A 26473-nucleotide genomic window follows, 5' to 3' on the forward strand; every position below is an offset into this window, starting at 1 on the left:
CTCCTGCCGGCCGAATATGGATGCCATCGACATGGCTCGACTCGCGGGGGCGGCCGTACGTTTCCTCCACGCGACGGCCCTGTGACCACGGTCACCGAATCGACCGTCGCCGCGACCATGCGGAGGATGAGGCGATGACCGGGCAAGCGCTCCTGTCGGCCCGAGGGCTGACCAGAGACTTCCGGGGCTTCCGGGCGGTCGACGACGTCGACCTCGACGTCGCGCCGGAGAGTGTGCACGCGCTGGTCGGCCCCAACGGCGCCGGCAAGACCACCCTGTTCAACCTGCTCACCGGCTTCCTGCGACCCAGCGGCGGGCGGATCGAGCTGGCCGGGCGGGACGTCACCGGGCTGCCCCCGGAGCAGGTCGCCCGGCTCGGCGTGGCCCGCTCGTTCCAGATCACCAGCCTCTTCCCGCAGCTCTCCGCCCGGGAGCACGTCGCGCTGGCCCTCCAGTCGTCGAGCGGGCTGGGCTGGCGGTTCTGGCGCTCGGCGAAGCTGATGGGCCGCTACACCGAGCGTGCCGACGAGCTGCTGGCCATGGTGGGGCTGGCCGACCTGGCGGACGCCCCCTCCGAGTCGCTGGCGTACGGGCGCAAGCGGGCACTGGAGCTGGCGATCGCCCTGGCACTGGACCCGAAGGTGCTGCTGCTCGACGAGCCGACCGCCGGGATGGGCCTCGAAGACGTCGACCGCACCGTCGAGCTGATCGGCCGGGTCCGCCAGGGCCGGACCGTGGTGATGGTCGAGCACAACATGAGCGTGGTCGGCCGGCTCGCCGACACGGTCACCGTGCTGCAGGCCGGCAAGGTCCTGGTCGAGGGCCCGTACGAGCAGGTCCGCGCGGACGAACGCGTGATCACCGCCTACCTGGGAGCCGCTGATGCTGCGCATTGAGAACCTCTCCGCCTGGTACGGCGAGGCGCAGGTGCTGCGGGACGCCAGCCTGGAGGTCGCCGCCGGTGAGGTGGTCACCCTGGTCGGGCGCAACGGCGCCGGCAAGTCCACCCTGCTGCGCTGCGTGATGGGCCTGCACTCCGGCCAGCGCGGCACGGTGGAACTGGACGGGCGCGACGTCGGGAAGCTGCCGGCGCACCGGCGGGCCCGGCTCGGGCTGGGCTGGGTACCCGACGACCGCGGGGCGTACGCCACGCTGACCGTCACCGAGAACCTGACGCTGCCGCCCCGGGTTGGTCCCGACCCGTGGTCGCTGGAGCGCGTGTACGAGGCGTTCCCCGCCCTCTACACCCGGCGCGACTCCGCGGCCACCATGCTCTCCGGCGGCGAGCAGCAGATGCTCGCGCTGGCCCGGGTGCTGCGGATGGGTGCCCGGCTGCTGCTCTGCGACGAGCCCACCGAAGGGCTCTCCCCACTGCTCGTGCAGCAGGTCGGTGACCTGCTGCGGGAGGCCAAGCGGCACGGGGTGACCGTGCTGCTGGTCGAACAGAACCTGCACTTCGCCACCGGTGTCGCCGACCGGCACTACCTGCTGGCCGAGGGACGCGTCGCCGAGGCGATGGACAACTCCGAGGTGCGCTCGCGGGAACGCGAGCTGCTGGCGTACCTCGGGATCTGATTTTTCTCTCAACAACGATCCGCGCGACGAAGCGCGGAATGGATGGAGTGGGCATGCGCAGGACGGTGGGTGTGGCCGCGGCGTCGGCCGCGGTGGTGCTGGTCGCCGGTTGTGGCGGCGGTGGACCCCAGGCGGGCGGCGACCAGAAGCTGACCGGCGACAAGATCGTGCTGGGCGTGCTCAACGACCAGTCGGGGGCGTACTCGGAGTTGTCCGGGAAGAACTCGGTGACGGCGGTGGAGATGGCCATCGCCGACTTCACCGCCAAGTACGGCGACAAGGCGGTGACCAAGGACATCACCGTGGAGACCGCCGACCACCAGAACAAGCCGGACGTGGCCAACTCCAAGGCCCAGGAGATGTACGACCGCAAGGGCGTCGACCTGATCCTGGACGTGCCCACCTCCTCGGCCGCGTTGAAGGTCGCCGACGTGGCCAAGGAGAAGAAGAAGCTCTACTTCAACATCGGCGCCGCGACGACCGACCTGACCGGCAAGAGCTGCAACAAGTACACCTTCCACTACGCCTACGACACGTACATGCTGGCCAACGGCACGGGGAAGACCACCACCGAGCAGATCGGCAAGAACTGGTACATCCTGTACCCGAACTACGCCTTCGGTCAGGACATGGAGAAGAGCTTCTCCACCGCCATCACGGCGGCCGGCGGCAAGGTCGTCGGCAAGGACGGCGCGCCGTTCCCGAACACCAGCGGCGACTTCTCCACGTTCCTGCTCAAGGCGCCGAACCTGAACCCGAAGCCGGACGTGCTGGGCACCATGCAGGCCGGTGCGGAGCTGGTCAACGTGGTGAAGCAGTACAACGAGTTCAAGCTGCGGGACAAGGGCGTCGGCCTCGCGGTGGGGCTGATGTTCCTCACCGACATCCACTCGCTCACCCCGGCGGCGCTGGCCGGCACCACGTACACCGACGCCTGGTACTGGAACTTCGACGCGAAGAACCGGGAGTTCGCCGACCGGTTCCAGCAGAAGGCCGGCACCCGACCGACCTTCGCGCACGCGGCCAACTACTCGGCGGCGTTGCAGTACCTGGAGGCGGTGCAGGCCGCCGGCACCGACGACGCGGACGCCGTCGTCAAGGGCCTGGAAGGCAAGACGATCGAGGACGTCTTCCTGCGCAACGGCAAGATCCGCGCCGAGGACCACCGGGTGGTGCACGACGCGTACCTGGCCCAGGTGAAGCCGCAGTCCGAGGTCACCGAGCCGTGGGACTACGTCAAGGTGCTCAAGACGATCCCCGCCGCGGAGGCGTTCCGCGCGCCGTCAGCGGACTGCAAGCTGTGAGCGTGTGACGCTGTGTCCGGATTCGCGCAGAACACGTTCAACGGGTTGGTGAGCGGGGCGTTCTACGCCCTGCTCGCCCTCGGGCTCGCGGTCATCTTCGGCATGCTGCGGGTGGTCAACTTCGCCCACGGCGCGTTCTACATGCTCGGCGCGTTCGGCGCGTACGTGCTGCTCACCGAGGCGGGCGTGCCGTTCTGGGCGGCCCTGGTGATCATGCCGGTGGGGTTGGGCCTGCTCGGCATGGCGCTGGAGCGGGCGGTGATCCACCGACTGACCAGACTCGACCCGCTCTACAACTTCCTGCTCACCTTCGGCCTGACGCTGATCCTGCAGGATCTGGTGAAGCTGCGCTACGGCGTGCAGTCCAGCCCGTACGCCACCCCGTCGCTGTTGAGCGGGACGGTGAACTTCGGGCTCTTCGACTTCCCGACCTACCGGGTGTTCATCCTCGGCTTCGCGGTGCTGCTCTGCGTCGCGGTGTGGTGGGTGCTCACCCGGACCCGGATCGGCATGGTGGTCCGCGCGGCCACCGAGCGGCCCGACCTGACCCGGGCGTTCGGTATCGACGTCGGACGCTGGGTGACGCCGGTCTTCGGCTTCGGCATCGGGTTGGCCGGGCTGGCCGGCGTGCTGGCCGCGCCGATGCGCGCGGTCAACCCGCTGATGGGCGCCGATCTGATCATCGTGGTCTTCGCGGTGGTGGTGATCGGTGGGCTGGGCTCGATCTTCGGCTCGGTCGCCGCCGGTTTCGGCATCGGCCTGGTCCAGGCGTGGGGCGAGGCGTACCTGTCCAACTTTCCGATCGTGTCGCAGACGATCGTCTTCATCGTGATGGCCGTCGTGCTGCTCTGGCGGCCGGCCGGCCTGTTCGGTCGTGAGGAGGCGCCGGCATGACCAGCACTGTGGACACCCCGGCGGACGCGCCCCGAGCGGCGCCACCGTCCGGACTGGTCGCCGTGGCCCGCGCCCCTGGCTGGGTGCGGTACGCGCTGCTCGCCGTCGGGCTGGCCGCCGCCGCCTGGCTGCCCAACGGCCTCTACCCGGCGGTGGCGGTGGACATCCTCTGCTGGGCGCTGTTCGCGGTCGCCGTGGACCTGCTGCTCGGCTTCACCGGGCTGATGTCCTTCGGGCACGCCGCGTTCTGGGGCACCTCGGCGTACGTCACCGGGTTGGTGGCCATCCACGCCGGCCTGCCGTTCCCGCTGGCGGTGCTGGCCGGGGCGCTCGCCGCGGCCGTGCTGGCGGTGCCGATCGGTTACCTGGCGGTCAAGCGGACCGGCATCTACTTCGCCATGGTGACCCTGGCCTTCGCGCAGATGGTCTACTACGTCGCCAACGAGTGGCGCTCGGTGACCCAGGGCGAGAACGGCCTGCAGGGGGTGCCCCGGGAGCTGTTCGGCTGGGACCTCACCGACGACTACTACTTCTACTACGCGATCCTGCCGATCGTGCTGCTCGGGCTGGCCGCCGCCTGGCGGATCGTGCACTCGCCGTTCGGTCGGGTGCTGGTCGGCATCCGGGACAATCCGGCCCGGGCGCGGGCACTGGGCTATCCGGTGCACCGCTACAAGCTCACCGCGTTCGTGCTCTCCGGGTTCATCGCCGGGCTCGGCGGCGGGCTGTTCGCGGTCGGCCACCGCTTCGTCTCACTGGACGTGCTGCACTGGACCACCTCCGGCAAGGCGGTCATCGTGGTCGTGCTCGGCGGGATCGGCACGCTCTGGGGCGGGGTGCTCGGCGCCGGGATCGTGGTCCGGCTGGAGGACTGGTTGTCGTTCTCCGGGTTCGAGGCGATCGGCCTGGTCACCGGCGGCATCTTCGTCCTCGTCGTGGTGCTGTTCCGGCGCGGCATCTGGGGCAGCGCCGCCGCGCTGGCCCGCCGACTGGCGGCGCGCCGCCGGTAAATCCCGCGACGGCGCATCCACCGCGCGCTGTTTCAGCGAACCCCCGGGTAGGAGCGAACGCCTACCCGGGGGTACCTCTGGTCCTGGCTGACCGATGCTGGCGGATGCCGTGCGAGGGCGTCCGGGTCGGGCTGGACGTGTACCGCCGGGAGCCGGGCCGCCGCATGCCCGGCGACCTCCCGACCGCACCGAGCGGGCGTGGGCCGAGCGTGACGCCCACCACATACGATACGGATCCGTTCCGTATCGTTAATGCCGGCCTTACGCTGTCCGCAGTTACGAGTCTGGCCCGTATCGTATTGCGCGGCGGGTGAAACCGGGGGGAGAACCGGGCATGGAGCTGCACGACAACACCGGACACCCGAGGAGGTGGGCGATCCTGGGGGTGCTGGTGATCAGCCTCCTCGTGGTCGTCCTCGACAACACGATCCTCAACGTCGCCCTGCGCACCCTGGCCGACCCGGTGCACGGCCTCGGCGCCAGCCAGGGCGAGCTGGAGTGGTCCATCAACTCCTACACTCTGGTCTTCGCCGGGCTGCTGTTCACCTTCGGGGTGCTCGGCGACCGCGCCGGCCGCAAGCGCTTCCTGATGATCGGCCTGGCGCTGTTCGGGCTGGCGTCGTTGCTCTCCGCGTACGCCCAGAGCCCGGCCCAGCTGATCGCGGCCCGCGCCCTGATGGGGGTCGGCGGCGCGGCCATCATGCCGGTGACGCTGTCGATCATCTCCAACGTCTTCGACCCACGTGAGCGCGGCCGGGCGATCGGCGTCTGGGCCGGTGCGGTCGGACTGGCCGTGGCGATCGGCCCGATCCTCGGCGGCGCCCTGCTGGAGCACTTCTGGTGGGGCTCGGTCTTCCTGATCAACGTGCCGGTGGTGGCCGCCGGCGTGATCCTGGTCGCGCTGCTCGTCCCCGAGTCGCGCGACCCGCGCCCGGGCCGCGTCGACGTGCCCGGCGTCCTGCTCTCCGTGATCGGCCTGGTCGCACTCTCCTACGGCATCATCGACGGCGGCGAGCACGGCTTCGGCCGGCCGGTGGCCTGGGGCTCGATCCTGGTCGGCCTGGCGGTGCTGGCCTGGTTCGTGCAGCACGAGCGGCGCAGCGACCACCCGTCGCTGGACGTCCGGCTGTTCACGCTGCCCCGGTTCGCCGCACCCGTGGCCATCGTCGGCCTGGTGTTCTTCGCCGCGATGGGCGTGATGTTCTTCAGCTCGTTCTACCTGCAGCTGGTGCGCAACTACAGCCCGCTGCAGACCGGCCTGCTCTTCCTGCCCTTCGCCGGTGCCCAGCTGATCTTCGCGCCGCGCAGCGCCGCGATGGTCCGCCGCTACGGCGGCCGGGCGGTCGCCACCGTCGGGCTGGCGCTGACCACGGTGGCACTTGCCGCGTTCGCCTTCGTCGACGCGACGACCCCGATCTGGATCGTGCTGGTCGTGTTCTTCTTCCAGGGCGTCGGAATGGCCAACATCATGCCGCCGGCCACCGAGTCGATCATGTCGGCGCTGCCCCGCGAGAAGGCCGGCGTGGGCTCCGCGGTGAGCAACACCGTCCGCCAGGTGGCCGGCGCGCTCGGCGTGGCGGTCCTCGGCTCGGTGCTCTCCGCGGTCTACCGGGCCGACGTGGACGGTGCGCTGACCGGCCTGCCCGCGCAGGCCCGCGAGGCGGCCAACGAGTCGATCTCCGGGGCGTACGCGGCGGCCGGGCAACTCGGCCCGGCGGCGCCGACGCTGATCTCGGCGGCCAACGACGCCTTCGTCACCGCCATGCACTGGGCGGCAGCGCTGTCCGCAGTGGTCGCCGCGCTCGGGATCCTCGTGGTGCTGCGCTGGATGCCGGGCCGGGAGGCCGCGGCTGCCGTACCGGCGGCGCCGGCCGCCGAGCCCGAGTTGGCCGGGACGGCCTAGGTTCGGGGACAATGTCCGACATGACGTCCACAGCTGATGCTCCGCGGTCGCCTGGGCGGCCGCGGAGCCTCCGCGCCGATGAGGCGATCATCGAGGCCACCCTCGACCTGCTCGCCGAGGGCAGCACCATCGAAGCGCTCTCGATCGAGGCGATCGCTGCCCGCGCCGGGGTCGGTAAGGCCACCATCTACCGCCGCTGGGCCGGCAAGGACGCTCTGTTGCTGGACGCGCTGCGCCGGCTCAAGGGCGTCCTGCCGCAGCCCGAGGGGCACACCGTCCGGGACGACCTGATCCTGCTGGTCGGCGCGATCGGGAAGAACGTCGACCCGCGCGCGGCGAAGATCATGCCCTGCCTGGTGCCCGCGGTGAACCGCAGCCCGGACCAGTTCCAGCTCTACCAGAACATCATCGCCCCGCGCCGGCAGCTGATGCGCGAGGTGCTGCGACGGGGCGTCAGCGAGGGGGTGCTCCGGCCCGACCTCGACCTGGAGGTGACCATGGCGCTGCTTACCGGGCCGATGCTGATCCAGCGCGTGCTGCAGTGGAACCCGGAGCTGGACGAGCGGACCCTGCCAGAGCAGGTCGTCGACACCGTGTTGGAGGGCATCCAGGCCCGCTGACCCGGCCCGCTGGCTGACCGGTCGGGCCTGCCGGCCGGGGGTCAGCTGGCGGGGGCGCGGAGCCGGTGCAGGCGCAGCGCAAGCTGCACCTCCAACGCCCGCTCGGGCTTCTGCCAGTCGGCGCCGAGCAACTGCCCCACCCGTTCCAACCGCTGGGTCACCGTGTTGACGTGCACGTGCAACTGCTCGGCGGCCCGGGCCAGGCTGCCGCCCACCCCGAAGTACGCCTCCAGCGTCCGCACCAGCGCCGTGCCCCGCCGGGCGTCGTAGTCGACCACCGGCCCGACGGTGGCGGTGAGGAACTGCGCCACGTCCTTCTCGCCCCGGTCACCGACCGTGCCCAGCAGCAGCCCGACGAAGCCCAGCTCGGCGGTGCTCGCCCCCTGGCCGGAGCGGCCCAGCGCGCCGAGTGCGGTGAGGCAGCGGTCCGCCTCGTGGAACGTGCCGGCCAGCGACGCCGGCCCGGTCGACGGGCCGCTCGCCCCGGCGGTCACCGGCCGGCCGGTCACCCGGGACAGGTCCCGGGCCACCGCGCGGGCGCTGGCGCCCGCGTCCCGCCCGGGCAGCATCAACACCACCCGGCCGTCGCGCGCCGCGGCCAGGCCGCCCCGGGCCGAGGCGTACGTGGTGGCCCAGGAGAACACCCGCTGGCGGGCAGAGCCGGTGGCGGCGATCGCGTCGTCGCCCACCGCCACCAGCACGTGCGGCGCGTCCAGGTCCACCCCGAGCCGGCGGGCGCGGTCGTGCAGGGCGTCGGTGTCGCGCAGCGGCCGGGCGATCAGGTCGTCCAGCAGCTCGCCGCGTACCCGCCCCTCGGCCTCGGCCACGGTGCGTCGGAACAGCAGCAGCAGTGCGGTGACCAGCGCGGCCCGTTCCAGGATTCGCTGGTCGGCGTCGACCAGCTCGTCGTCCGGTCGCAGTACCAGGGCGCCCAGGTTCTCCGTGCCCGCCACCACCGCCGCGTACCAGAGCGGGCCTCGGCGCACGCTGCGCCCCTCGGTCCGGGACGCGGCCACCGCCTCGACGATGTCCGCCCGGTCCGGCTCGTCGATCTCGCCGACCCGGGCCAGCAGCCGGCCCTCGGCGTCCAGCGCCAGCAGCGCCCCGTCCAGCACCTCGGTCACCGCGGCTGCCACGTCCTCCACCCCGCCACCCCGCAGCACCAGCCCCGTCATCCGGTCGTGTGCCGCCGCCGCCCGCTCCACCGAGCTGCTGTGCGCGCGGATGGTGGTGTTCGCCGCCGACAGCTCGGCCAGCGCCGAGCGGGTCTCGGCCAGCAGTCGGGCGGTGTCGATCGCCACGGCGGCGTGCGCGGCCAGGGAGACCAGCAGCGCCACCTCCTCCCGGGCGAACGGGCGGGCCGAGCGGTTGGCCGAGTAGAGGACCCCGATCGAGGTGGAGCCGAGCCGCAGTGGCACCCCGAGGATCGCCACCAGACCCTCCTCGCCGACCCCGGCGTCGATCTCCCCGGTGTGGTGGAAGCGCTCGTCCTCGCCGTAGTTGGCGGTGACGTACGGGGCTCCGGACTGGGCCACCAGGCCGCCGAGGCCAGCGCCCATCGGCAGCCGCAGCCGCTGGAAGCGGGCCGAGACCGACCCGTCGGTGACCCGCATGTAGGTGTCGCCGCGCTCCTCGTCGTCGAGCGTCATGTAGGCCACGTCGGCGCCGAGCAGGTTGCGGGCCCGGTGCACGATCGCCCGCAGCACGTCGTCCAGGTCGCGCAGCCCGGCGAGGTCGCTGACCGTGTCGTACAGGCCGGACAGCTCGGTCTCCCGGCGCCGCCGGCGCTCCAGCAGCGCGCGGACCCGCAGCGCCACCGTCCTGGCCTGTTCCAGCTCGGCCAGTCGGTCGGCGGGCAGCCCGGCGGCCCGCGCGGCCACCAGCGGTCCCTCGAACTCGACCGGCGCGGCCTCGCGGGCGAGCAGTTCCAGGAACTCCACCGGCGACGACATGGTCGACATTGTGCTCGGGCCCACTAGTTGGCCGTCCAGCCCCCGTCGAGCGCGATCGACGCGCCCGTGATGAAGGCCGCCGGCGCGGAGCAGAGGTACGCCATCAGCTCGGCCACCTCCTCCGGTTCGATCAGCCGCTTGATGGCGGCCCGGGCCAGCATGATCTTCTCGATCACCTCAGTCTCCGGGAGGCCGTGGCTGGCCGCCTGGTCGGCGATCTGGCTCTCCACCAGCGGGGTGCGCACGTACGCCGGGTTGATGCAGTTGGCGGTCACCCCGTGCGCGGCGCCTTCCAGCGCGACCACCTTCGACAGCCCTTCCAGGGCGTGCTTGGCGGAGACGTAGGCCGCCTTGAACGGCGAGGCGCGCAGCCCGTGCACCGAGGAGATGTTGATGATCCGGCCCCAGCCCCGGGCGTACATGTGCGGCAGGGCGCGGCGGATGATCAGGAACGGCGCCTCGACCATCACCCGCTGGATGTACTCGAAACGCTCGACGGGAAAGTCCTGCAGCGGCGCCACATGCTGGAGCCCGGCGTTGTTGACGACGATGTCCACGTCCACGTCGAGCCGGTCCACCGCCGCGGTGTCGGCCAGGTCCATCCCCTCGGCGTGGCCGCCGGCCTCGGCGGCCACCGCCTCGGCCGCCTCCAGGTTGCGGTCCACCACGAGCACCTTGGCGCCGGCCGCGCCCAGTCGCAGGGCGCAGGCCCGCCCGATGCCGCTGCCGCCCCCGGTGACCAGGGCGGTACGACCGGCGAGGTCGACCTGTACGACGTGGGGGACCGCCACGGGTTCTGCCGTCATGGCGCAAGAAGTTACGAGCTGTGTGGCCCTGGGCACATGGGGCAGCGACACATACTCCGCACCAAAGCTGTGTGGCCACCCCCGCTCCCGTCGATCATGGTGTTGTGGTGCCCGATCGATCCATATTTGCGGCCTCTGTCACCCACCACAAATCCATGATCGACTGGGGCGGGCGTGTCTGTTGAGGCGGGTGGGAGGGCGGGCAGTAGGGTGTCGAACACACGTACTGGTGATGGTTGGGGAGGGGCGGCGTGCGGGTGCTCGGTGTCGACCCGGGGCTGACCCGGTGCGGGGTGGGCGTGGTCGAGGGCGTGCCCGGTCGGCCCTGCACCCTGGTCGCCTACTACGTGATCTACACCGACCCGGCTGACGACCTGTCGCTGCGGCTGCTGCACCTGGACCGGTCGCTGACCGAGTTGGTCGCCGAGCACCAGCCGGAGAGCGTCGCCGTCGAGCGGGTGTTCAGCCAGCACAACGTGCGCACGGTGATGGGCACCGCGCAGGCCAGCGGCATCGCCGTGCTGGCCGGGGCGCGCGCCGGGTTGCCGGTGCAGACGTACACCCCCAGCGAGGTGAAGGCGGCGGTGACCGGTTCCGGTCAGGCCGACAAGGCGCAGATGACCGCGATGGTGACCCGGCTGCTGCGGCTGGCCGAGCCACCCAAGCCGGCCGACGCCGCCGACGCGCTCGCCCTGGCCATCTGCCACGTGTGGCGGGGCGGCACCCGTTCCAAACTGGCCGCGGCGGCCGACCGGGCACGACGAGGAGGGGCACGATGATCGCCAGCGTGCGCGGCACGGTGACCGCGACAGGTCCGGACCAGGCCGTGATCGAGGTCGGCGGGGTCGGCCTGGCCGTGCACTGCGCCCCGGGGACACTGGCCGACCTGCGGGTCGGCCAGACCGCCCGGCTGGCCACCAGCCTGGTGGTCCGGGAGGATTCGCTGACCCTCTACGGCTTCGCCGACGACGACGCCAAGGCGCTGTTCGAGCTGCTCCAGACCGCCAGCGGGGTCGGCCCGCGGCTGGCCCAGGCGGTGCTGGCCGTGCACACCCCGGACGCGGTCCGCAAGGCGATCGCCAACGCCGACATCGCCGCGCTGACCCGGGTGCCCGGGATCGGCAAGAAGGGCGCCGAGCGCCTGGTGCTGGAGCTGCGCGACCGGATCGGCCCGGTGGCGATCGGCGCCGACGGCGTGGGCGGCGTGACCGGGGGCAGTTGGCCCGAGCAGGTCCGCCAGGCGCTGGTCGGGCTGGGCTGGACGGCCGGGCAGGCCGACCAGGCGGTGGCCGCGGTTGCGGAGACCGTCGACGGCGAGACCCCGCCCGTGCCGGTCCTGCTCAGGCAGGCCATCCGCCTGCTGGGTCGCAACCGATGAGTGAGACCGAAGGGCTTGTCTCGGCGTACGTCAGCGACGCGGACCGGGACGCCGAGGCCACCGTCCGGCCCCGGAGGCTGGCCGAGTTCATCGCTCAGGACCGGGTCCGCGACCAGCTCGACCTGTTGTTGCAGGGCGCCATGCGGCGGGGCTCGCCGCCGGACCACATCCTGCTCTCCGGCCCGCCCGGCCTGGGTAAGACCAGCCTGGCCAACATCGTCGCCGCCGAGCTGGGCGCGGGCATCCGGGTGACCAGCGGCCCGGCGATCGAGCGCTCCGGTGACCTGGCGGCCATCCTGACCAGCCTCGGCGAGGGCGACGTGCTGTTCATCGACGAGATCCACCGGATCGCCCGGCCTGCCGAGGAGCTGCTCTACAGCGCCATGGAGGATTTCCGGGTCGACGTGGTGGTCGGCAAGGGGCCGGGCGCCACCGCCATCCCGCTGGACGTCGAGCCGTTCACCCTGGTCGGCGCGACCACCCGGTCGGGTCTGTTGACCGGGCCGATGCGGGATCGTTTCGGCTTCGTGGCACACCTGGATTTCTACGCCCCGGCTGACCTGGAGACGCTGCTGCACCGCTCGGCGCGGATTCTCGGAGTGCCGATCACCGCCGACGGTGCGGCCGAGATCGCCGGCCGGTCCCGGGGGACACCGCGGATCGCCAACCGGTTGCTGCGCCGGGTCCGGGACTACGCCGAGGTGCGGGCCGACGGGGTGGTCAACCTGGCCACCGCCCGTGCCGCCCTGACCGTGTACGACGTGGACGCGCTGGGCCTGGACCGGCTCGACCGGGCGGTGCTGACCGCGCTGGTCGACTCGTTCCGGGGTGGTCCGGTGGGGTTGTCCACCCTCGCCGTGGCGGTGGGGGAGCAGCCGGACACGGTCGAGGAGGTCTGTGAGCCCTTCCTGGTCCGCGCCGGTCTGCTGGCCCGTACCCCGCGGGGTCGGGTGGCCACCGAGGCCGCCTGGCGGCATCTGGGGCGTACACCGCCGAATGGTACATTTGGGGCGGATGTCCCATCGGCGCCCGATCTGTTCTCGTCGGATGCCGATCAGGCGTGATGTGAACGTGATCTGTGCCGCATTCGGTGTTCTCAGGTGCAGGGATTAGACTTCGCCGCGGTCTGTACAGGACGTGAGAATCCGCCTCCGCTCCGGCACCCCACGTGCCGGGCAGGTGGCTAATGGGAAGGTTCAGTAACCGTGTATTACGCAGCAGCGGGCGGCGGGGCCGGCAGTTTTACGCCGATCCTGATGATCGCCCTGCTCTTCGGTGTCATGTACTTCATGATGATCCGACCCCAGCAGAAGCGCCGCCGCGAGTCGGAGGCGATGCAGTCCAACCTCGGGCCCGGCGACGAGGTCGTGACCATCGGCGGGCTCTACGGCACCGTCACTGGCATCGAGGACGACAGCGTCCTGCTCGAGGTCGCTCCGGGCGTGCAGACCCGGTACGCCCGGCCGGCCATCGCCCGGGTGATCACCCGCGCGGAGCTGCCGAGCGAGCCGGTCACCGAGGACGCGGACTCCGCCAAGGAGTGATCCTTCCTCCCGGGGGCGGGTCCGGCGTACGGCCGGTCGACCAGTCCCCCGGGGCCACCGCGCCCGATGGGGCAGCGGACGCGACGTGAAAACTGGATAGTTGGGTCGACGCCGGGCATCGGCACGTCCCCGTGACCGTCGGCGTCTCGCGTCGGCGCGTCCGGCCATCGTGTCGGCACCTCGCCGGCCCAGGTCAGACCGTCGACCGGGACCCCCGGCCCGACACCCGCCGCCGCCGCGCGCAGCGGCGCGACCGTACAGGGAGACAGGACAACCGTGGCACCACCTCAGGGACAGATGCGGCCCGGCAGGCAGCTCGCCGTGCTCGGGTTCATCTTCGTCGTCCTCTACCTTTTGGTGTTCTTCGCGGGCGGCGCCAGCGGCAGCTTCAAGGACCGGCTCGAGCCTCGGCTCGGCCTGGACCTGATCGGCGGCACCCGGATGACGCTGGAGGCGACCAACAGCGTCGATGGCAAGCCCCCGACGGCAGAAAACCTCGAGGAGGCCCGCCAGATCATCGAGAGCCGGGTCAACGCGTTCGGCGTGGCCGAGGCCGAGGTGGTCACCGAGGGCAACCGGAACATCGTCATCTCCCTGCCCGGTGAAAACCGGGACCTCACCGACGTGGGCAGCGCCGCCGAGCTGCGCTTCCGCAAGGTGCTCAAGGCCGCCGACGGCAGCGGGACGGCCGCCGTGCCGCCGCCGGCCGCCACGCCCGCCCCGTCGGGCAGCGCCAGCCCCGCCCCGTCCGGCAGCGCGTTGCCGACCCCGTCCGGCAGCGCCGCGCCGAAGGTGACCACGTCACCCAGCGGTGGGCAGGGTGGGATGGCCCCGGCGCCCAGCGCCAGCGCCACGCCGTCCCCCGCCGCCTCGGCCTCGCCGAGTGCCGCCGCGCCGTCGCCGACCGCCAGCGAGGAGCCGGTGCCCGCCAGCATCGAGGAGCAGCGCAAGGCCGTCGAGCAGAAGGTCGGCGCCGCGTCGTGGCAGGCCGCCAACGGCTTGCAGGCCCCGGCCGACCTGACCGCCGACCCGTCGTTGGCCGACAAGCTCAAGCCGTTCGGCACGCTGTCGCCGCAAGAGGTGGCCGTGCTGCCGGCGCAGATGCAGTTCAACGTGCCGACGATCGGCTGCGCGCAGCTCGACAAGCGCCCGCCAGCGTCGATCTCCGACCCGAAGCAGCAGGCCGTCTCCTGCGAGGACGGCGCTTCGAAGTACCTGCTCGACCAGGCCAAGGTGCTCGGCACCGACGTGGACGACGCCGACGCGGTGCTCGACCAGACCAACGCCTGGGTGGTCAGCCTGGACTTCACCGGTGACGGCCAGGGCAAGTGGACCGCTCTCACCCGTGAGGCGTTCAACAACGAGGGCCAGGCCTGCGACGCGACCGCGCTGGGTCAGGACGGCAAGTGCCGGGTGGCCGTCGTGCTGGACAACGAGATCGTCTCCTCCCCGGAGATCCAGGGCGTACTGACCGGCAACTCCCAGATCACCGGCAACTTCACCCAGAAGGACGCCAGCGCGCTCGCCGGCCAGCTGCGCTACGGCGCGCTGCCGGTGACCTTCGAGCAGCAGGAGCGGCAGAACGTCACCGCCACCCTGGGCGCCAGCCACCTGCGGGCGGGTCTGCTCGCGGCCGGCATCGGCATGCTGCTGGTCATCATCTACGCGTTCTTCTACTACCGGCTGCTCGGCTCGGTCATCTTCCTGAGCCTGATCCTCTCGGCGCTGCTCGTCTTCGGTGCGCTGGTGGTGCTCGGCCGGCAGATCGGCTTCACGCTCACCCTCGCCGGCATCGCCGGCATGATCGTCTCGCTCGGTGTGGCGGCGGACTCGTTCGTCATCTACTTCGAGCGACTGAAGGACGAGATCCGGGAGGGGCGCAGTCCGCGCAGCGCGGTGCCCCGGGCCTGGATCCGGGCCCGTAAGACGATCATCTCGGCCAACGCGATCACCCTGCTCTCCGCGGTGGTGCTCTACGTGGTCTCGGTCGGCACGGTCAAGGGCTTCGCGTTCGCCCTCGGCCTGGCCACCGTGCTGGACCTGGTCGTGGTCTTCCTCTTCCGGCACCCGATCATGACGATGTTCGCCCGGACCCGGGCGTTCCTGTCCCCGCGGGTCAGCGGTCTGGGCCGGGCACTTCCGGCCCGCAGCCAGCAGACTCAGCCCCGCAACCCGCGCGCCAAGGAGGCCTGAGATGGCTCAGAACGGTCTGGCGAGCCGCCTCTACAACGGCGAGGCCGGTCTCAACGTCGTCGGCCGGCGCAAGCTCTGGTTCGGCGTCGCCGGGATCCTGATCCTGATCGCGATCCTCAGCTTCTCGATCCGTGGGTTCAGCCTCGGCATCGAGTTCGCCGGTGGTAACTCGTTCCAGGTGCCGGCCAGCGTCGGCACCCTGGAACAGGCCGAGGAGGAGGTCAACTCGGCTCTCGCCGCCGAGAACACCGGTATCGAGGTGGCCACCGCGCAGAAGGTCGGCGGCCCCGGCGGCGACTCCTACGAGCTGCGCACCGGGCAGCTCAGCGCCGAGCAGGCCAACGCGGTGCAGACGCGCATCGCGCAGGACTTCGGCATCAACGTCAACCAGGTCAGCGGCAACCAGGTCAGCGAGGCGTGGGGCAGCCAGGTCACCGAGCGGGCCGTCCTCGGCCTGGTCATCTTCATCGCGCTGGTGATGGTCTACCTGATCCTGCGCTTCGAGTGGCGGATGGCGGTCGCCGCCGTCTCCTCGCTGTTCATGAACCTGATCCTCACCGCCGGCATCTACTCGCTGGTCGGCTTCGAGGTCACCCCGTCGACGATCATCGGTTTCCTCACGATCCTGGGCTTCGCGCTCTACGACGTGGTGGTGGTCTTCGACAAGGTCCAGGAGAACACCCGGGGCATCACGGCCAACAACAACCAGACGTACTCCGAGGCGGCCAACCTGGCCGTCAACCAGAGCCTGATGCGGTCGTTGAACACCTCGGTGGTCGCCCTGCTGCCGGTCGGTGGTCTGCTCTTCATCGGTGCCGGCCTGCTCGGCGCCGGCACGCTGAAGGACCTCGGCCTGGTGCTGTTCGTCGGTATGGCGGTGGCGTTCGTGACCTCCATCCTGGTGGCCACGCCGCTGCTGGCGCTGCTGAAGAACTACGACCCGCGGATCCAGGCGCACAACAAGCGGGTGCTGGCCCGCCGGGGCGCGCTGGCCCGTGGCGAGGTCACCCCGAAGGGTGCCCCGAGCCCGGCCCAGGCCGACGCGACCGACGCCCAGCTCGACTCGGATTCCGCCGCGCTGGCCGGTGCCGCCCCCAAGGTGGGCGCTCGGCCGGCCGGCAAGCGGCCGACCGGTGCCCGGGGCGGTCGCCCGGGTGGCGGCGGCAACCGGCCGGGTGGCGCCAAGCGGCGCTGACGGCCCCCGGGGGAGACCCGGGAGGAAACGCCCGAACGGCGTCCGGCATGCTGTGCGAGCAGCATTGCCGGACGCCGTCGTCGTTGGAGAGGAAGCGGAACAGCCGTGACGGAGACCCACAGCACCGCGGCGCGCGGGGACAGCGGCCCGGAGGCCGCCCAGCTGATCGCCAGCCGGGTGCTGGATGTGCCCGACTTTCCCCAGCCCGGTGTCATGTTCAAGGACCTGATGCCGCTGTTCGCCGACGGCAAGGTGTTCCGCGAGGTGGTCGACGGGATCGTCGCGTACCACGGGCGGGATGGCTTCGACGTGGTGGTCGGCATCGAGGCGCGCGGGTTCGTCGTCGCGGCGGCTGTCGCGTACGCGGCCGGGGTGGGCGTGGTGCCGGTGCGCAAGGCCGGCAAGCTGCCCCGCCCGGCGCACTCGGTCTCCTACGCGCTGGAGTACGGCGAGGCCACCCTGGAAGTGCACGAGGACGCCTTCACCGCTGGGCACCGGGTGCTGGTGGTCGACGACGTGCTGGCCACCGGCGGCACTGCCGAGGCGACGCTGGACCTGGTCGAGCGGGCCGGGGGGACGGTCACCGGCTTCACTGTTCTGCTGGAGCTCGCTTTCCTGGGCGCCCGCGAGCGGCTGGCCCCGCGTCCCGTCCATGCCCTGCTGACCGTTTGAACAGCGACCCGTCGGGCGGACCGGGCGCCGACCGTCCGGCGGAGCGGCAGGGGACCGTCCGTGCGGGTAGCATTGCCCTTTGCTGACGCCGGCGGTACGCCGTCCGGCGGCGCGAGACCAGGCCGGCCGACGTACGGCCGGTGTGTTTCCGGCGAGCGGTGAGGAGGCCGGTGTCCCACGATGTCGTCCCTCCGGTGGAGGGCACGGTGCACCCGACAGGCGACGCTGACGGCTCGGTGACCGACCGGAACGGTGACGCGCCGGCCCGGGTGACGGGCACCGGTAACGGCTCAGGCAGGGCTCCGGCCGAGGGCACGGTGCTTCCGATCGGTGCCGCATCGGGTGCCGTCGAGGCGTCCCCCGGTGCCGACGGTGTCGTGGTGCCGTTCCCGACCGATGCCGGCATCGACCCGTCGCCGAGCGGTGGTTTCGGGCTGTCCAACGCGCCCACCGGCCGGCGGGTCCGGGCCCGGCTGGCCCGGTTCAACGCGCCGTGGCAGACCTCGCAGGTCAGCGAGGTGCTGGAGCCGCTCATCGCGAGCCACCGGGTAAACCACCCCAAGGCCGACGCCCGGTTGCTCCAGCGCGCCTTCGACACGGCCGCGCGGTGGCACTCCGGGCAGTACCGCAAGTCCGGCGACCCGTACATCACGCACCCGCTCGCGGTGGCCACCATCCTGGGCAACCTGGGGATGGACACCACCACGCTGGTCGCCGCGCTGCTGCACGACACGATCGAGGACACCGAGTACACCCTCGACCAGATGCGCGCCGACTTCGGCGGCGAGGTCGCCCTGCTGGTCGACGGTGTCACCAAGCTGGACAAGGTCAAGCTGGGCGACGCGGCCAAGGCCGAGACGATCCGCAAGATGGTCGTGGCGATGGCCAAGGACCCGCGGGTGCTGGTGATCAAGCTGGCCGACCGGCTGCACAACATGCGCACTCTGACCTTCCTGCCCCGGCCCAAGCAGGAGCAGAAGGCCAAGGAGACGCTGGAGATCCTGGCCCCGCTGGCCCACCGGCTGGGTATGAACACCATTAAGTGGGAGCTGGAGGATCTCGCCTTCGGCACGCTGTTCCCGAAGCGGTACGAGGAGATCAACCGGCTGATCGGGGAGCACCAGCCGCAGCGTGAGGCACTGCTGCGGCAGGTGACCCAGAAGGTGCAGACCGACCTCAAGGCCGCGAAGATCAAGGCGGAGACGACCGGTCGGCCGAAGCACCTCTACTCGATCTACCAGAAGATGATCGTGCGGGGTCGCGACTTCAACGACATCTACGACCTGGTCGGGGTGCGGATCCTGGTCGACACAGTTCGGGACTGCTACGCGGCGCTGGGTGTGATCCACGCCAACTGGCAGCCGGTGCCGGGTCGGTTCAAGGACTACATCGCGATGCCCAAGTTCAACATGTACCAGTCGTTGCACACGACGGTCATCGGGCCCACCGGCAAGCCGGTGGAGATGCAGATCCGCACGTACGCGATGCACCGCACCGCCGAGTTCGGCATCGCCGCGCACTGGAAGTACAAGGAGCACAAGGGCACGCAGATCGTCGGCCCGCCGGCGCACATCGACGAGATGACCTGGCTGCGGCAGTTGCTGGACTGGCAGCGGGAGGCGGCCGACCCGAGCGAGTTCCTGGACGCGTTGCGCTTCGACCTGTCCAGCCAGGAGGTGTACGTCTTCACCCCGAAGGGTGACGTCATCCCGCTGCCGACGGGTTCGACGCCGGTGGACTTCGCGTACGCGGTGCACACCGAGGTCGGGCACAAGTGCATCGGGGCGCGGGTCAACGGCAAGTTGGTGCCGCTGGAGTCGACGCTGTCCAACGGCGACGTGATCGAGATCTTCACCTCGAAGTCCGAGACCGCCGGCCCGACTCAGGACTGGCTGGGCTTCGTCAAGAGCCCTCGCGCGCGTACGAAGATCCGCCAGTACTTCAACAAGGAGCGCCGCGAGGAGGCGATCGAGGCCGGCAAGGACGCGATCGTCAAGGCGATGCGCAAGCAGGGCATGCCGTTGCAGCGGATGCTCACCTCTGACGCGCTGATGTCGATCGCCCGGGACCTGCACCTCGCCGACGTGGCCTCGCTCTACGCGGCGGTCGGCGACAGCCAGGTCTCCGCGCAGTCGGTGGTGCAGAAGCTGATGGCCGCGTACGGCGGCGAGGAGGGCGCGGCGGAGGACATCGCCGAGACCGCCGTCGCCACCCGGCCGCCGCGCAGCCGGCAGAGCAGCAACGACCCGGGCGTGGTGGTCCGGGGCGTCAGCGACGTCTGGATCAAGCTGGCCCGCTGCTGCACCCCGGTCCCCCCGGATTCGGTGTTCGGCTTCGTCACCCGCTCCGGCGGGGTGAGCGTGCACCGCGACGACTGCGCCAACGCCGAGGACCTGCGGGCGCAGAGCGAGCGGGTGGTCGAGGTCAGCTGGAAGCTCACCTCCGCCTCGACGTTCCTGGTGGCCATCCAGGTGGAGGCGCTGGACCGGCACAAGCTGCTGGCCGACGTCACCCGGGTGCTCTCCGACGAGCGGGTCAACATCCTCTCCGCCACCGTCACCACCACCCGCGACCGGGTGGCGGTGAGCCGGTTCAGCTTCGAGATGGCCGACCCGAAGCACCTGGGCCACCTGCTGGCCACGGTCCGCAAGGTCGACGGCGTCTTCGACGCGTACCGGGTCACCTCCGGCGCCTGACCGCGTGCCGCCCTCCCCGGGCGGCGCCGATCCCCGGACACGACAGAGTTCCCGGACACGGAAGCGCCCGCCGGCTCAGCCGGCGGGCGCTTCGTCGTCTTCTCGGGCGTCAGCCCTGCGGCGCGCTCATGGCGAGGTCCTTGATGATGACCTCCTTCTTCGGGTGGCCACCGCCAGCCTGCTGGGCGAACGCCCCGTCGTCGCCGGTCTTGGCCACGTCCTTGACGATGTCCAGGCCACCGGTGACGGTGCCGAGCACGGTGTACGCCGGGTCCAGCGGTGAGTCGCCGTACACGATGAAGAACTGGCTGCCGGTGCTGCCCGGCTGGCCCGAGTTGGCCATCGCGATGACGCCCTCCGGGTACGGCGGACGCTTGTCGGTGGGCAGGTTCTCCTCGGGCAGCTTGTAGCTCGGGCCACCCATGCCGTCGGTCTCCCGCCAGCCGTTGCCGGTGGCGCTCGGGTCACCGCACTGCAGCACCTTGATGCCCTCGGTCACCAGACGGTGGCACTTGGTGTTGTCGAAGAAGTTCTTCTCCGCGAGGTAGCTGAAGCTGCCCGCCGTGCACGGCACCAGCGACCGGTCGACCTTGGCGGTGATCGGGCCCAGGTTGGTGTCGATCGTCATGGTCTGCACGCCGGTGCCGGACTGCTGGTTGCTCGGCAGCCCCACGTCCTTGATCTGCGGGCTCCGCTGGTCCGCGGGCAGTTGGTTGTACACGCACTCGGACGCGCCGGGCGCCTGGGCGGCGGTGTCGGTCTTGTCGTCGTCACCGCCGAGGCTCATCGCCAGCCAGACGGTGCCGGCGACCACGAGCACCAGCGCAGCGCCCGCGCCGATGATCGCCTGCGTCTGCCGGCGCTTGCGGGCCTTGGCCGAGCGCTCGGCCATCTCCTTCTCGAGCCGGGCGCGTGCCGCGGCGCGCTGCCGATCTCTGGTGGACGTCACGCCTGGATCCTCCTGGCTGTCTGCTGCTGGGTGCCGCTCGGGTGGGGTGGGGCGACCGGTCAGCCGGCACTCGGGCTGCTGGCCGGGGCGCCGGAGGCCGACGGCGACGGTGCCGCAGCGGTGACCGGCTCACCAACGGTGAGGCTCTGGATCACCACGTCGGTCTTGGGTTTGACCTGGGCCCCCGTCCCATTGTCCACGGTCGGCAGGGCGCCGATCTTCTCCACCACGTCCAGCCCGCCGGTCACCCGGCCGATCACCGGGAACTTGGGGTCGGTGGTGGTGAAGTCCTTGAAGAAGATCAGGAACTGACTGCCGTTGCTGCCCGGCGGGTTGGAGATCATCGCCACGGTCCCCTTCGGGTACGTGGGCGGCTGGCCGGGCGCCGGGCTGGCCGACGGCGACGCCGACGGCACGGTCGGCACGTCCTCGTCGTAGAACGAGTAGGTCGGCCCGCCGAGGCCGGTGCCGCTGGGGTCACCGCAGCGCAGCGCGCCGTCGGCGGTGATCTCGTGGCACTTGGTGTTGTCGTAGAACGACCGGCTCGCCAGGTGGGTGATGCTCGCCGCGGCACACGGGGAGCTGGTCAGATCCAACTCCGCGGTGATCGGCGCGCCCTGGTTGGTGGTCACGGTCATCGCCCGGGTGCCGTCGGTGGGCAGGCCCTTGGTCTCCGGCGTGCCGACGTCCTTGAGGTTGGTGTTGGCCGTCGCGTCCTGCGGCGTCCAGAGGCAGATGTCCTCCGCGGCCGTGTTCTGCTTCGGGTCGGAGTCGAAGGCCCCGAGCGCCCAGGCCGAGCCGGCCACGATCAGCACGAGGACCACAGCGGCGCCGACACCGGCCTGGATCTGCCGACGGCGCCGCGTGGAGGCGGCTCGGCGGGCCAACTGCCGGTCGAGCTTGGCCCGCGCCAGTTTGCGCTGCCGGTCCCTGCTGGAAGCCACCCGTGCTCCCCTTCCTCTACCTGGTCGTCGCCGGCGGCCGGGCGTCCCGGCCCATCAGGCGTCACGTGTGCCGCGCCACACGCCCGCCAGAGTGTACGGCTAGCGACTGGGAATGTGGTGTACGAGGTCCACCCCGCCGCCAGCAGCCCTTATCGGGCGATGTCACTGTGCCCGGCGGGGCGGGAGGGACGGACGCGGCAAACCGGATCGCGTCGCCGGTTAGGCTGCTGGGCAGGACGACAGCTCGACGGAAAGGACAGCGCCAGTGCTCGTGGCCGGCTTTCCCGCGGACGCCTTCGGCACCAACTGCTATGTGGTGGCCACCGCGCCGGGGGAGCAGTGCGTGGTGGTCGACCCCGGCATCGGGGTGCTCGACCAGCTCGACGCGCTGCTCGCCGAGCACCGTCTGCATCCGGCCGCTGTGCTGCTCACCCACGGCCACCTCGATCACACCTTCTCGGTGGCGCCGGTCTGTGGTGCCCGCGGCATCACCGCGTACGTGCACCCCGGCGACCGGGAGATGCTGGCCGACCCGGCCAAGGGTCTCTCGACCGACCTGAGTTCGCTCTTCGGCGGCCGGTTGAGCTACACCGAGCCGGAGGACGTGGCCGAGCTGACCGACGGCGCGACCCTCACGCTGGCCGGTCTGGAGATCGCCGTCGACCATGCCCCGGGCCATACCGGCGGGTCGGTGCTGTTCCGGCTGCCCGGCGCCGGGTCGGGCTGGGAGGCCGACGAGATCTGCCTCTCCGGCGACGTGCTCTTCGCCGGCTCGATCGGCCGCACCGACCTGCCCGGCGGCAGCATGCCGGCGATGCTGACCAGCCTGCGCGACAAGATCCTCCCGCTGGCCGACGACACCGTCGTCCTGCCCGGCCACGGCCCCAGCACCACCATCGGCCGTGAGCGCGCCAGCAACCCGTACCTCGTCGAGGTGGCTGGCACGTCGCCGGCCGCGCCCACCAGGGGCCTCTAAACCGTCGTCTGCGCCGTGCGGACCCACGGCGTCACCGCGCATTGCCGCGGAACCGCAAGGAGTACGTGATGAACAAGCCCACGCCCATCTCCGGCTTCCCCGAGTGGACGCCCGGCCAGCGGATGACCGAGCAGTTCGTGCTCGACCGGATCCGGGCCACCTTCGAGCTGTACGGCTTCGCCCCGCTGGAGACCCGTGCGGTGGAGCCGCTGGACCAGCTACTGCGCAAGGGGGAGACCTCCAAGGAGGTCTACGTGATCCGCCGGCTGCACGCCGACGCCGACGGTGCGGCCGGCGACGACCAGCTCGGCCTGCACTTCGATCTCACCGTGCCGTTCGCCCGGTACGTGCTGGAGAACGCCGGCAAGTTGGCCTTCCCGTTCCGCCGCTACCAGATCCAGAAGGTGTGGCGGGGTGAGCGGCCGCAGGAGGGGCGCTACCGGGAGTTCGTCCAGGCCGACATCGACATCGTCGACCGGGACACCCTGGCCCCGCACCACGAGGCGGAGATGCCACTGGTGATCGGGGACGCGCTGCGCGCGCTGCCGATCCCGCCGGTGACGATCCAGGTCAACAACCGCAAGATCTGCGAGGGCTTCTACCGGGGCATCGGGTTGACCGACCCGGAGGCGGCGCTGCGCGCGGTCGACAAGCTCGACAAGATCGGCCCGGCGAAGGTGGCCGAGCTGTTGGCCCAGACCGCCGGGGCGAGCGAGGCGCAGGCCAAGGCGTGCCTGGCGCTGGCCGAGATCTCCGCGCCGGACGCCTCGTTCGCCGACGCGGTGCGTGCGCTCGGGGTCGACGACCCCCTGCTGACCGAGGGCATCGAGGAGCTGGTCCGGGTGGTGGAGACCGCCGCCGAGCACTCGCCCGGGCTCTGCGTGGCGGACCTGCGCATCGCCCGGGGTCTGGACTACTACACCGGCACTGTCTACGAGACCCAGTTGCGCGGCTACGAGCGGTTCGGCTCGATCTGCTCCGGCGGCCGGTACGACAATCTGGCCAGCTCCGGTGCCACCTCGTACCCCGGGGTGGGGATCTCGATCGGGGTGACGCGGCTGCTCGGCCTGCTCTTCGGCGCGGGCGAGCTGTCGATCTCCCGAGAGGTGCCGACCGCTGTGCTGGTGGCGGTGACCAGCGAGGAGCGGCGTACGGCCAGTAACCGGGTGGCCGAGGCGCTGCGGCGGCGCGGGGTGCCGACCGAGGTGTCGCCGAGCGCGGCGAAGTTCGGCAAGCAGATCCGCTACGCCGAGCGGCGCGGCATCCCGTACGTCTGGTTCCCGGGGGCCGACGGCGCGCCGGACGAGGTGAAGGACATCCGCTCCGGCGAGCAGGTCACGGCGGCCGCGGGGGAGTGGATGCCGCCCCGGGAGGACCTCAAGCCGATGGTCAGCTGAATCTCACCACTGGCGCGTTCGGCCGCGGGGACCTACGGTAGCGTAAGTTACGCCACCGTAGGGAGTTTCTCGTGACCATGAGCACCACACTGAGCCAGACCGCACTCCTCGTCGAGTTGGAGCCGGTGGTTGAGCGCAACCTCGACCGCCATCTCTCGCTGGCCAAGGAGTGGTTCCCGCACGAGTACGTGCCGTGGAGCGAAGGGCGTACCTTCGACGGGCCGCTCGGCGGTGAGGCGTGGTCGCCGACCGACTCCACCATCCCCGACGTGGCGCGCACCGCGCTGATCGTCAACCTGCTGACCGAGGACAACCTGCCCTCGTACCACCACGAGATCGCCACCCTGTTCGGCCGGGACGGCGCGTGGGGCACCTGGGTGCACCGGTGGACCGCGGAGGAGGGCCGGCACGGCACGGCGATCCGCGACTACCTGACGGTCAGCCGGGCGGTCGACCCGGTGGCGCTGGAGCGGGCCCGGATGACGCACATGTCCACCGGCTACGTCAACGTGCACGACGACGAGGTGCTGCACTCCCTGGCGTACGTCTCGTTCCAGGAGCTGGCCACCCGGATCTCGCACCGCAACACCGGCAAGGCCACCGGCGACCCCGCCTGCGAGGCACTGCTGGCCCGGGTTGCCGCCGACGAGAACCTGCACATGGTCTTCTACCGCAACCTGCTCGCCGCCTCGTTCGAGCTGGCCCCGAGCCAGGCCATGCGGGCCGTCGCGGACGTGGTGGCCGACTTCCAGATGCCGGGCAACGGCATCGACGGCTTCGCCCGCAAGTCGGTGGCGATCGCCCTGGCCGGCATCTACGACCTGCGCCAGCACCGCGACGAGGTGCTGATGCCGGTGCTGCGCCAGTGGGACGTGTTCAACGTGACCGGCCTGAACGCCGACGGCGAGGCCGCCCGCGAGCAGCTCGCCGCCCAACTCGACACCCTGCACGTCGCCGCCACCCGCTTCGAGGAGAAGCGCGACGCCCGCGCCGCCCGCCTGGCCCTCCGCTAAATCCCCACCGCACCCCACCCGCGCTGCCCCACCCGCGCTGCCCCACCGCGCTGCCCCACCGCGCTGCCCCACCGCGCTGCCCCACCGCGCTGCCCCACCCACGCGCCCACCTCGTTGATCATGAGGTTGGCGGGCTGTTCGATCTCCCGATCACCCGTCAATCTCATGATCAACCTGGGTCAGGCGGGGGAGTCGGCGGGGATGGGGAAGAGGAGGCAGGTGCTGGTGGCGTGCGCGATGAGGCGGGAGCTGGCGTCGGTGAGGCGGGCCTCGGCCAGGGCGGTGCGGCGGCCGCGCTGGAGTACCGTGCCCTCGCAGCGCAGGATGCCGCTGTCGACGGTGACCGGTCGGAGGAACTTCACGTTCAGGTCCAGCGAGGTGTAGCCGATGCCGACGGGCAGCGTGGTGTGCACGGCGCACCCGGCAGCGGTGTCGAGCAGGGTGGAGATGACGCCACCGTGGACGGTGCCGAGCGGGTTGTAGTGGAACTCCTGCGGGACCAGCTCGACGGCGACCCGTCCCTCGTCGGCCTCCATCCGGGCCATGTCGATCAGGTGCATCACCGGCGGTGCGGCCAGCTCGCCGGCGATCATCGCCCGGAGCAGGTCGAGGCCGCCGCGCTGACCGAGCTGCGCGGCGTTGGTCGCCGGATCCGACCAGGTGAAGGTACGGCTGCGCGTCGGCTCCTGCGTCTGTGTCATGGACGCAGCCTCGCAGCACGTTGCTGAGTCTGTCAATCAGACCTAGCCTGGGCGGATGAGACCCGCGGCACTGGACTGGTCGGTGGAGAACTGCACCATCGCCCGCGCGATGGAGATCCTCGGCGAGCGGTGGACCCTGGTGGTGCTCCGCGAGGTGTTCAACGGCGTACGCCGCTTCGACGACATGCGGGTGCGCACCGGGATCCCGCGTCAGGTGCTGACCAACCGGCTGAGCACCCTTGTCGAGCAGGGCGTGCTGCGCCGCGAGCCGTACCGGGAGCCGGGCAGCCGGCTGCGCCACGAGTACCGGCTGACCGAGAAGGGCCTGGACCTGTGGCCGGTGCTGGTCGCCGTGCTCGGGTGGGGCGACCGGTACCTCGCCGACCCGGAGGGCTCGCCGCTGAGCGTGGGTCACCGCGACTGCGGTGCGGAGGTGCGCGTCGAGCTGCGTTGCGTGGACGGGCACGAGGTGAGCGGGCACCACGACGTGCTGCCCCGCCCCGGTCCCGCCGCCCGCCGCCGTACCCCCTGACGCGTCCGGCGAGTGCCGCCGGGTATCGGCGGCCGTGCCCCCGACGGTGGCGAGGCAGCCCGACTGTCGTACCGCCGGGCTTTCACCCTCATGCCGGACAGTTCCCGGTGCCGCATCGCGGGCGTCCGATGGCAGGTCGTGTCCGAAAGGGACCGGCGGAGATGCGGTGTGACGGTGGCGGTTCGCGAGTGCGTCAGTGGTGTTGCGGATGCGGTGTGA

At 71.3% G+C, this 26473-nt stretch carries 25 protein-coding genes; 19 read left to right on the plus strand and 6 right to left on the minus strand.

Features of this window, described 5'->3' with window-relative positions:
- Positions 1 to 134 precede the first annotated feature (134 nt).
- The 7 genes from OG470_RS18650 (at position 135) to OG470_RS18680 (ending at position 7306) form a co-directional block, all read left to right on the plus strand.
- Positions 135 to 896: an ABC transporter ATP-binding protein gene (locus tag OG470_RS18650; RefSeq protein WP_328426016.1), complete on the plus strand. Its 762-nt coding sequence runs from the start codon at positions 135 to 137 to the stop codon at positions 894 to 896.
- A complete protein-coding gene (locus tag OG470_RS18655) occupies positions 883 to 1575 on the plus strand; it encodes an ABC transporter ATP-binding protein (RefSeq protein ID WP_328426018.1) in 693 nt (230 codons plus the stop codon). The genes OG470_RS18650 and OG470_RS18655 overlap by 14 nt, the downstream gene beginning before the upstream one ends.
- Positions 1576 to 1628: 53 nt before the next feature.
- Complete coding sequence (locus tag OG470_RS18660; RefSeq protein WP_328426020.1) at positions 1629 to 2879, plus strand: ABC transporter substrate-binding protein; 1251 nt, start codon at positions 1629 to 1631, stop codon at positions 2877 to 2879.
- Positions 2880 to 2891: 12 nt separating this feature from the next.
- Positions 2892 to 3773 (plus strand): branched-chain amino acid ABC transporter permease, encoded by an 882-nt coding sequence (locus OG470_RS18665; RefSeq protein ID WP_109818387.1) that lies wholly within the window; start codon positions 2892 to 2894, stop codon positions 3771 to 3773.
- Complete coding sequence (locus OG470_RS18670; protein WP_328426025.1) at positions 3770 to 4783, plus strand: branched-chain amino acid ABC transporter permease; 1014 nt, start codon at positions 3770 to 3772, stop codon at positions 4781 to 4783. The genes OG470_RS18665 and OG470_RS18670 overlap by 4 nt, the downstream gene beginning before the upstream one ends.
- A 334-nt stretch (positions 4784 to 5117) precedes the next feature.
- Positions 5118 to 6686 carry an MFS transporter gene (locus OG470_RS18675; protein WP_328426027.1) on the plus strand — a complete coding sequence of 523 codons (1569 nt, stop codon included), beginning with the start codon at positions 5118 to 5120 and terminating at the stop codon, positions 6684 to 6686.
- Between the two features lie 11 nt (positions 6687 to 6697).
- Positions 6698 to 7306 (plus strand): TetR/AcrR family transcriptional regulator, encoded by a 609-nt coding sequence (locus OG470_RS18680; protein ID WP_328413958.1) that lies wholly within the window; start codon positions 6698 to 6700, stop codon positions 7304 to 7306.
- A gap of 41 nt (positions 7307 to 7347) precedes the next feature.
- On the opposite strand, the gene OG470_RS18685 is transcribed toward OG470_RS18680, so the two are convergent.
- Positions 7348 to 9267 carry a helix-turn-helix domain-containing protein gene (locus OG470_RS18685; protein WP_328413959.1) on the minus strand — a complete coding sequence of 640 codons (1920 nt, stop codon included), beginning with the start codon at positions 9265 to 9267 and terminating at the stop codon, positions 7348 to 7350.
- A 14-nt stretch (positions 9268 to 9281) separates the two neighbouring features.
- Entirely contained in the window at positions 9282 to 10064 is a 783-nt protein-coding gene (locus OG470_RS18690) for a 3-hydroxybutyrate dehydrogenase (protein ID WP_328413961.1), read from the minus strand.
- A 251-nt stretch (positions 10065 to 10315) separates the two neighbouring features.
- Here OG470_RS18690 and ruvC point away from each other — a divergent pair, with 251 nt between their 5' ends.
- The 8 genes from ruvC (at position 10316) to OG470_RS18730 (ending at position 19742) form a co-directional block, all read left to right on the plus strand.
- On the plus strand, positions 10316 to 10843 hold the full coding sequence (ruvC, locus tag OG470_RS18695; protein WP_328413963.1) for a crossover junction endodeoxyribonuclease RuvC: 528 nt from the start codon (positions 10316 to 10318) through the stop codon (positions 10841 to 10843).
- Positions 10840 to 11442, plus strand: coding sequence for a Holliday junction branch migration protein RuvA (gene ruvA, locus OG470_RS18700; protein WP_328413965.1), 603 nt, complete (start codon positions 10840 to 10842; stop codon positions 11440 to 11442). Before ruvC ends, ruvA begins: the two co-directional genes overlap by 4 nt.
- A complete protein-coding gene (gene ruvB, locus OG470_RS18705; protein ID WP_328413967.1) occupies positions 11439 to 12506 on the plus strand; it encodes a Holliday junction branch migration DNA helicase RuvB in 1068 nt (355 codons plus the stop codon). Before ruvA ends, ruvB begins: the two co-directional genes overlap by 4 nt.
- 141 nt (positions 12507 to 12647) lie before the next feature.
- Positions 12648 to 12986 (plus strand): preprotein translocase subunit YajC, encoded by a 339-nt coding sequence (yajC, locus tag OG470_RS18710; protein ID WP_328413969.1) that lies wholly within the window; start codon positions 12648 to 12650, stop codon positions 12984 to 12986.
- Between the two features lie 276 nt (positions 12987 to 13262).
- Positions 13263 to 15179, plus strand: a complete 1917-nt coding sequence (secD, locus tag OG470_RS18715) for a protein translocase subunit SecD (RefSeq protein WP_328413971.1) — start codon at positions 13263 to 13265, stop codon at positions 15177 to 15179.
- 1 nt (position 15180) lies between these two features.
- Positions 15181 to 16374: a protein translocase subunit SecF gene (gene secF / locus OG470_RS18720; protein WP_328413973.1), complete on the plus strand. Its 1194-nt coding sequence runs from the start codon at positions 15181 to 15183 to the stop codon at positions 16372 to 16374.
- 105 nt (positions 16375 to 16479) lie between these two features.
- Entirely contained in the window at positions 16480 to 17046 is a 567-nt protein-coding gene (locus OG470_RS18725; protein ID WP_328413974.1) for an adenine phosphoribosyltransferase, read from the plus strand.
- 170 nt (positions 17047 to 17216) lie between these two features.
- A complete protein-coding gene (locus tag OG470_RS18730; RefSeq protein ID WP_406076331.1) occupies positions 17217 to 19742 on the plus strand; it encodes a RelA/SpoT family protein in 2526 nt (841 codons plus the stop codon).
- A gap of 109 nt (positions 19743 to 19851) precedes the next feature.
- Here OG470_RS18730 and OG470_RS18735 read toward each other — a convergent pair whose 3' ends face one another.
- Positions 19852 to 20691 (minus strand): peptidylprolyl isomerase, encoded by an 840-nt coding sequence (locus OG470_RS18735; RefSeq protein ID WP_328413975.1) that lies wholly within the window; start codon positions 20689 to 20691, stop codon positions 19852 to 19854.
- Positions 20692 to 20750: 59 nt separating this feature from the next.
- Positions 20751 to 21635, minus strand: a complete 885-nt coding sequence (locus tag OG470_RS18740; RefSeq protein WP_328413976.1) for a peptidylprolyl isomerase — start codon at positions 21633 to 21635, stop codon at positions 20751 to 20753.
- 265 nt (positions 21636 to 21900) lie between these two features.
- On the opposite strand from OG470_RS18740, the gene OG470_RS18745 reads away from it, so the two are divergent.
- From OG470_RS18745 to OG470_RS18755, 3 genes are all read left to right on the plus strand, one after another.
- On the plus strand, positions 21901 to 22611 hold the full coding sequence (locus OG470_RS18745; RefSeq protein ID WP_328413978.1) for an MBL fold metallo-hydrolase: 711 nt from the start codon (positions 21901 to 21903) through the stop codon (positions 22609 to 22611).
- Between the two features lie 68 nt (positions 22612 to 22679).
- Positions 22680 to 24008, plus strand: a complete 1329-nt coding sequence (hisS, locus tag OG470_RS18750) for a histidine--tRNA ligase (RefSeq protein ID WP_328413980.1) — start codon at positions 22680 to 22682, stop codon at positions 24006 to 24008.
- Positions 24009 to 24085: 77 nt separating this feature from the next.
- Positions 24086 to 25021, plus strand: coding sequence for an acyl-ACP desaturase (locus OG470_RS18755; protein ID WP_328413982.1), 936 nt, complete (start codon positions 24086 to 24088; stop codon positions 25019 to 25021).
- On the opposite strand, the gene OG470_RS18760 is transcribed toward OG470_RS18755, so the two are convergent.
- Complete coding sequence (locus OG470_RS18760; RefSeq protein WP_328413984.1) at positions 25018 to 25188, minus strand: hypothetical protein; 171 nt, start codon at positions 25186 to 25188, stop codon at positions 25018 to 25020. The two genes, OG470_RS18755 and OG470_RS18760, sit on opposite strands and share 4 nt — an antisense overlap.
- 12 nt (positions 25189 to 25200) lie before the next feature.
- Positions 25201 to 25722, minus strand: a complete 522-nt coding sequence (locus OG470_RS18765; RefSeq protein ID WP_328413986.1) for a PaaI family thioesterase — start codon at positions 25720 to 25722, stop codon at positions 25201 to 25203.
- A gap of 55 nt (positions 25723 to 25777) precedes the next feature.
- Here OG470_RS18765 and OG470_RS18770 point away from each other — a divergent pair, with 55 nt between their 5' ends.
- Positions 25778 to 26254, plus strand: coding sequence for a winged helix-turn-helix transcriptional regulator (locus OG470_RS18770; RefSeq protein ID WP_328413988.1), 477 nt, complete (start codon positions 25778 to 25780; stop codon positions 26252 to 26254).
- Positions 26255 to 26473: the final 219 nt, after the last annotated feature.

Source organism: Micromonospora sp. NBC_00389 (genome assembly GCF_036059255.1).
Lineage (GTDB): Bacteria > Actinomycetota > Actinomycetes > Mycobacteriales > Micromonosporaceae > Micromonospora.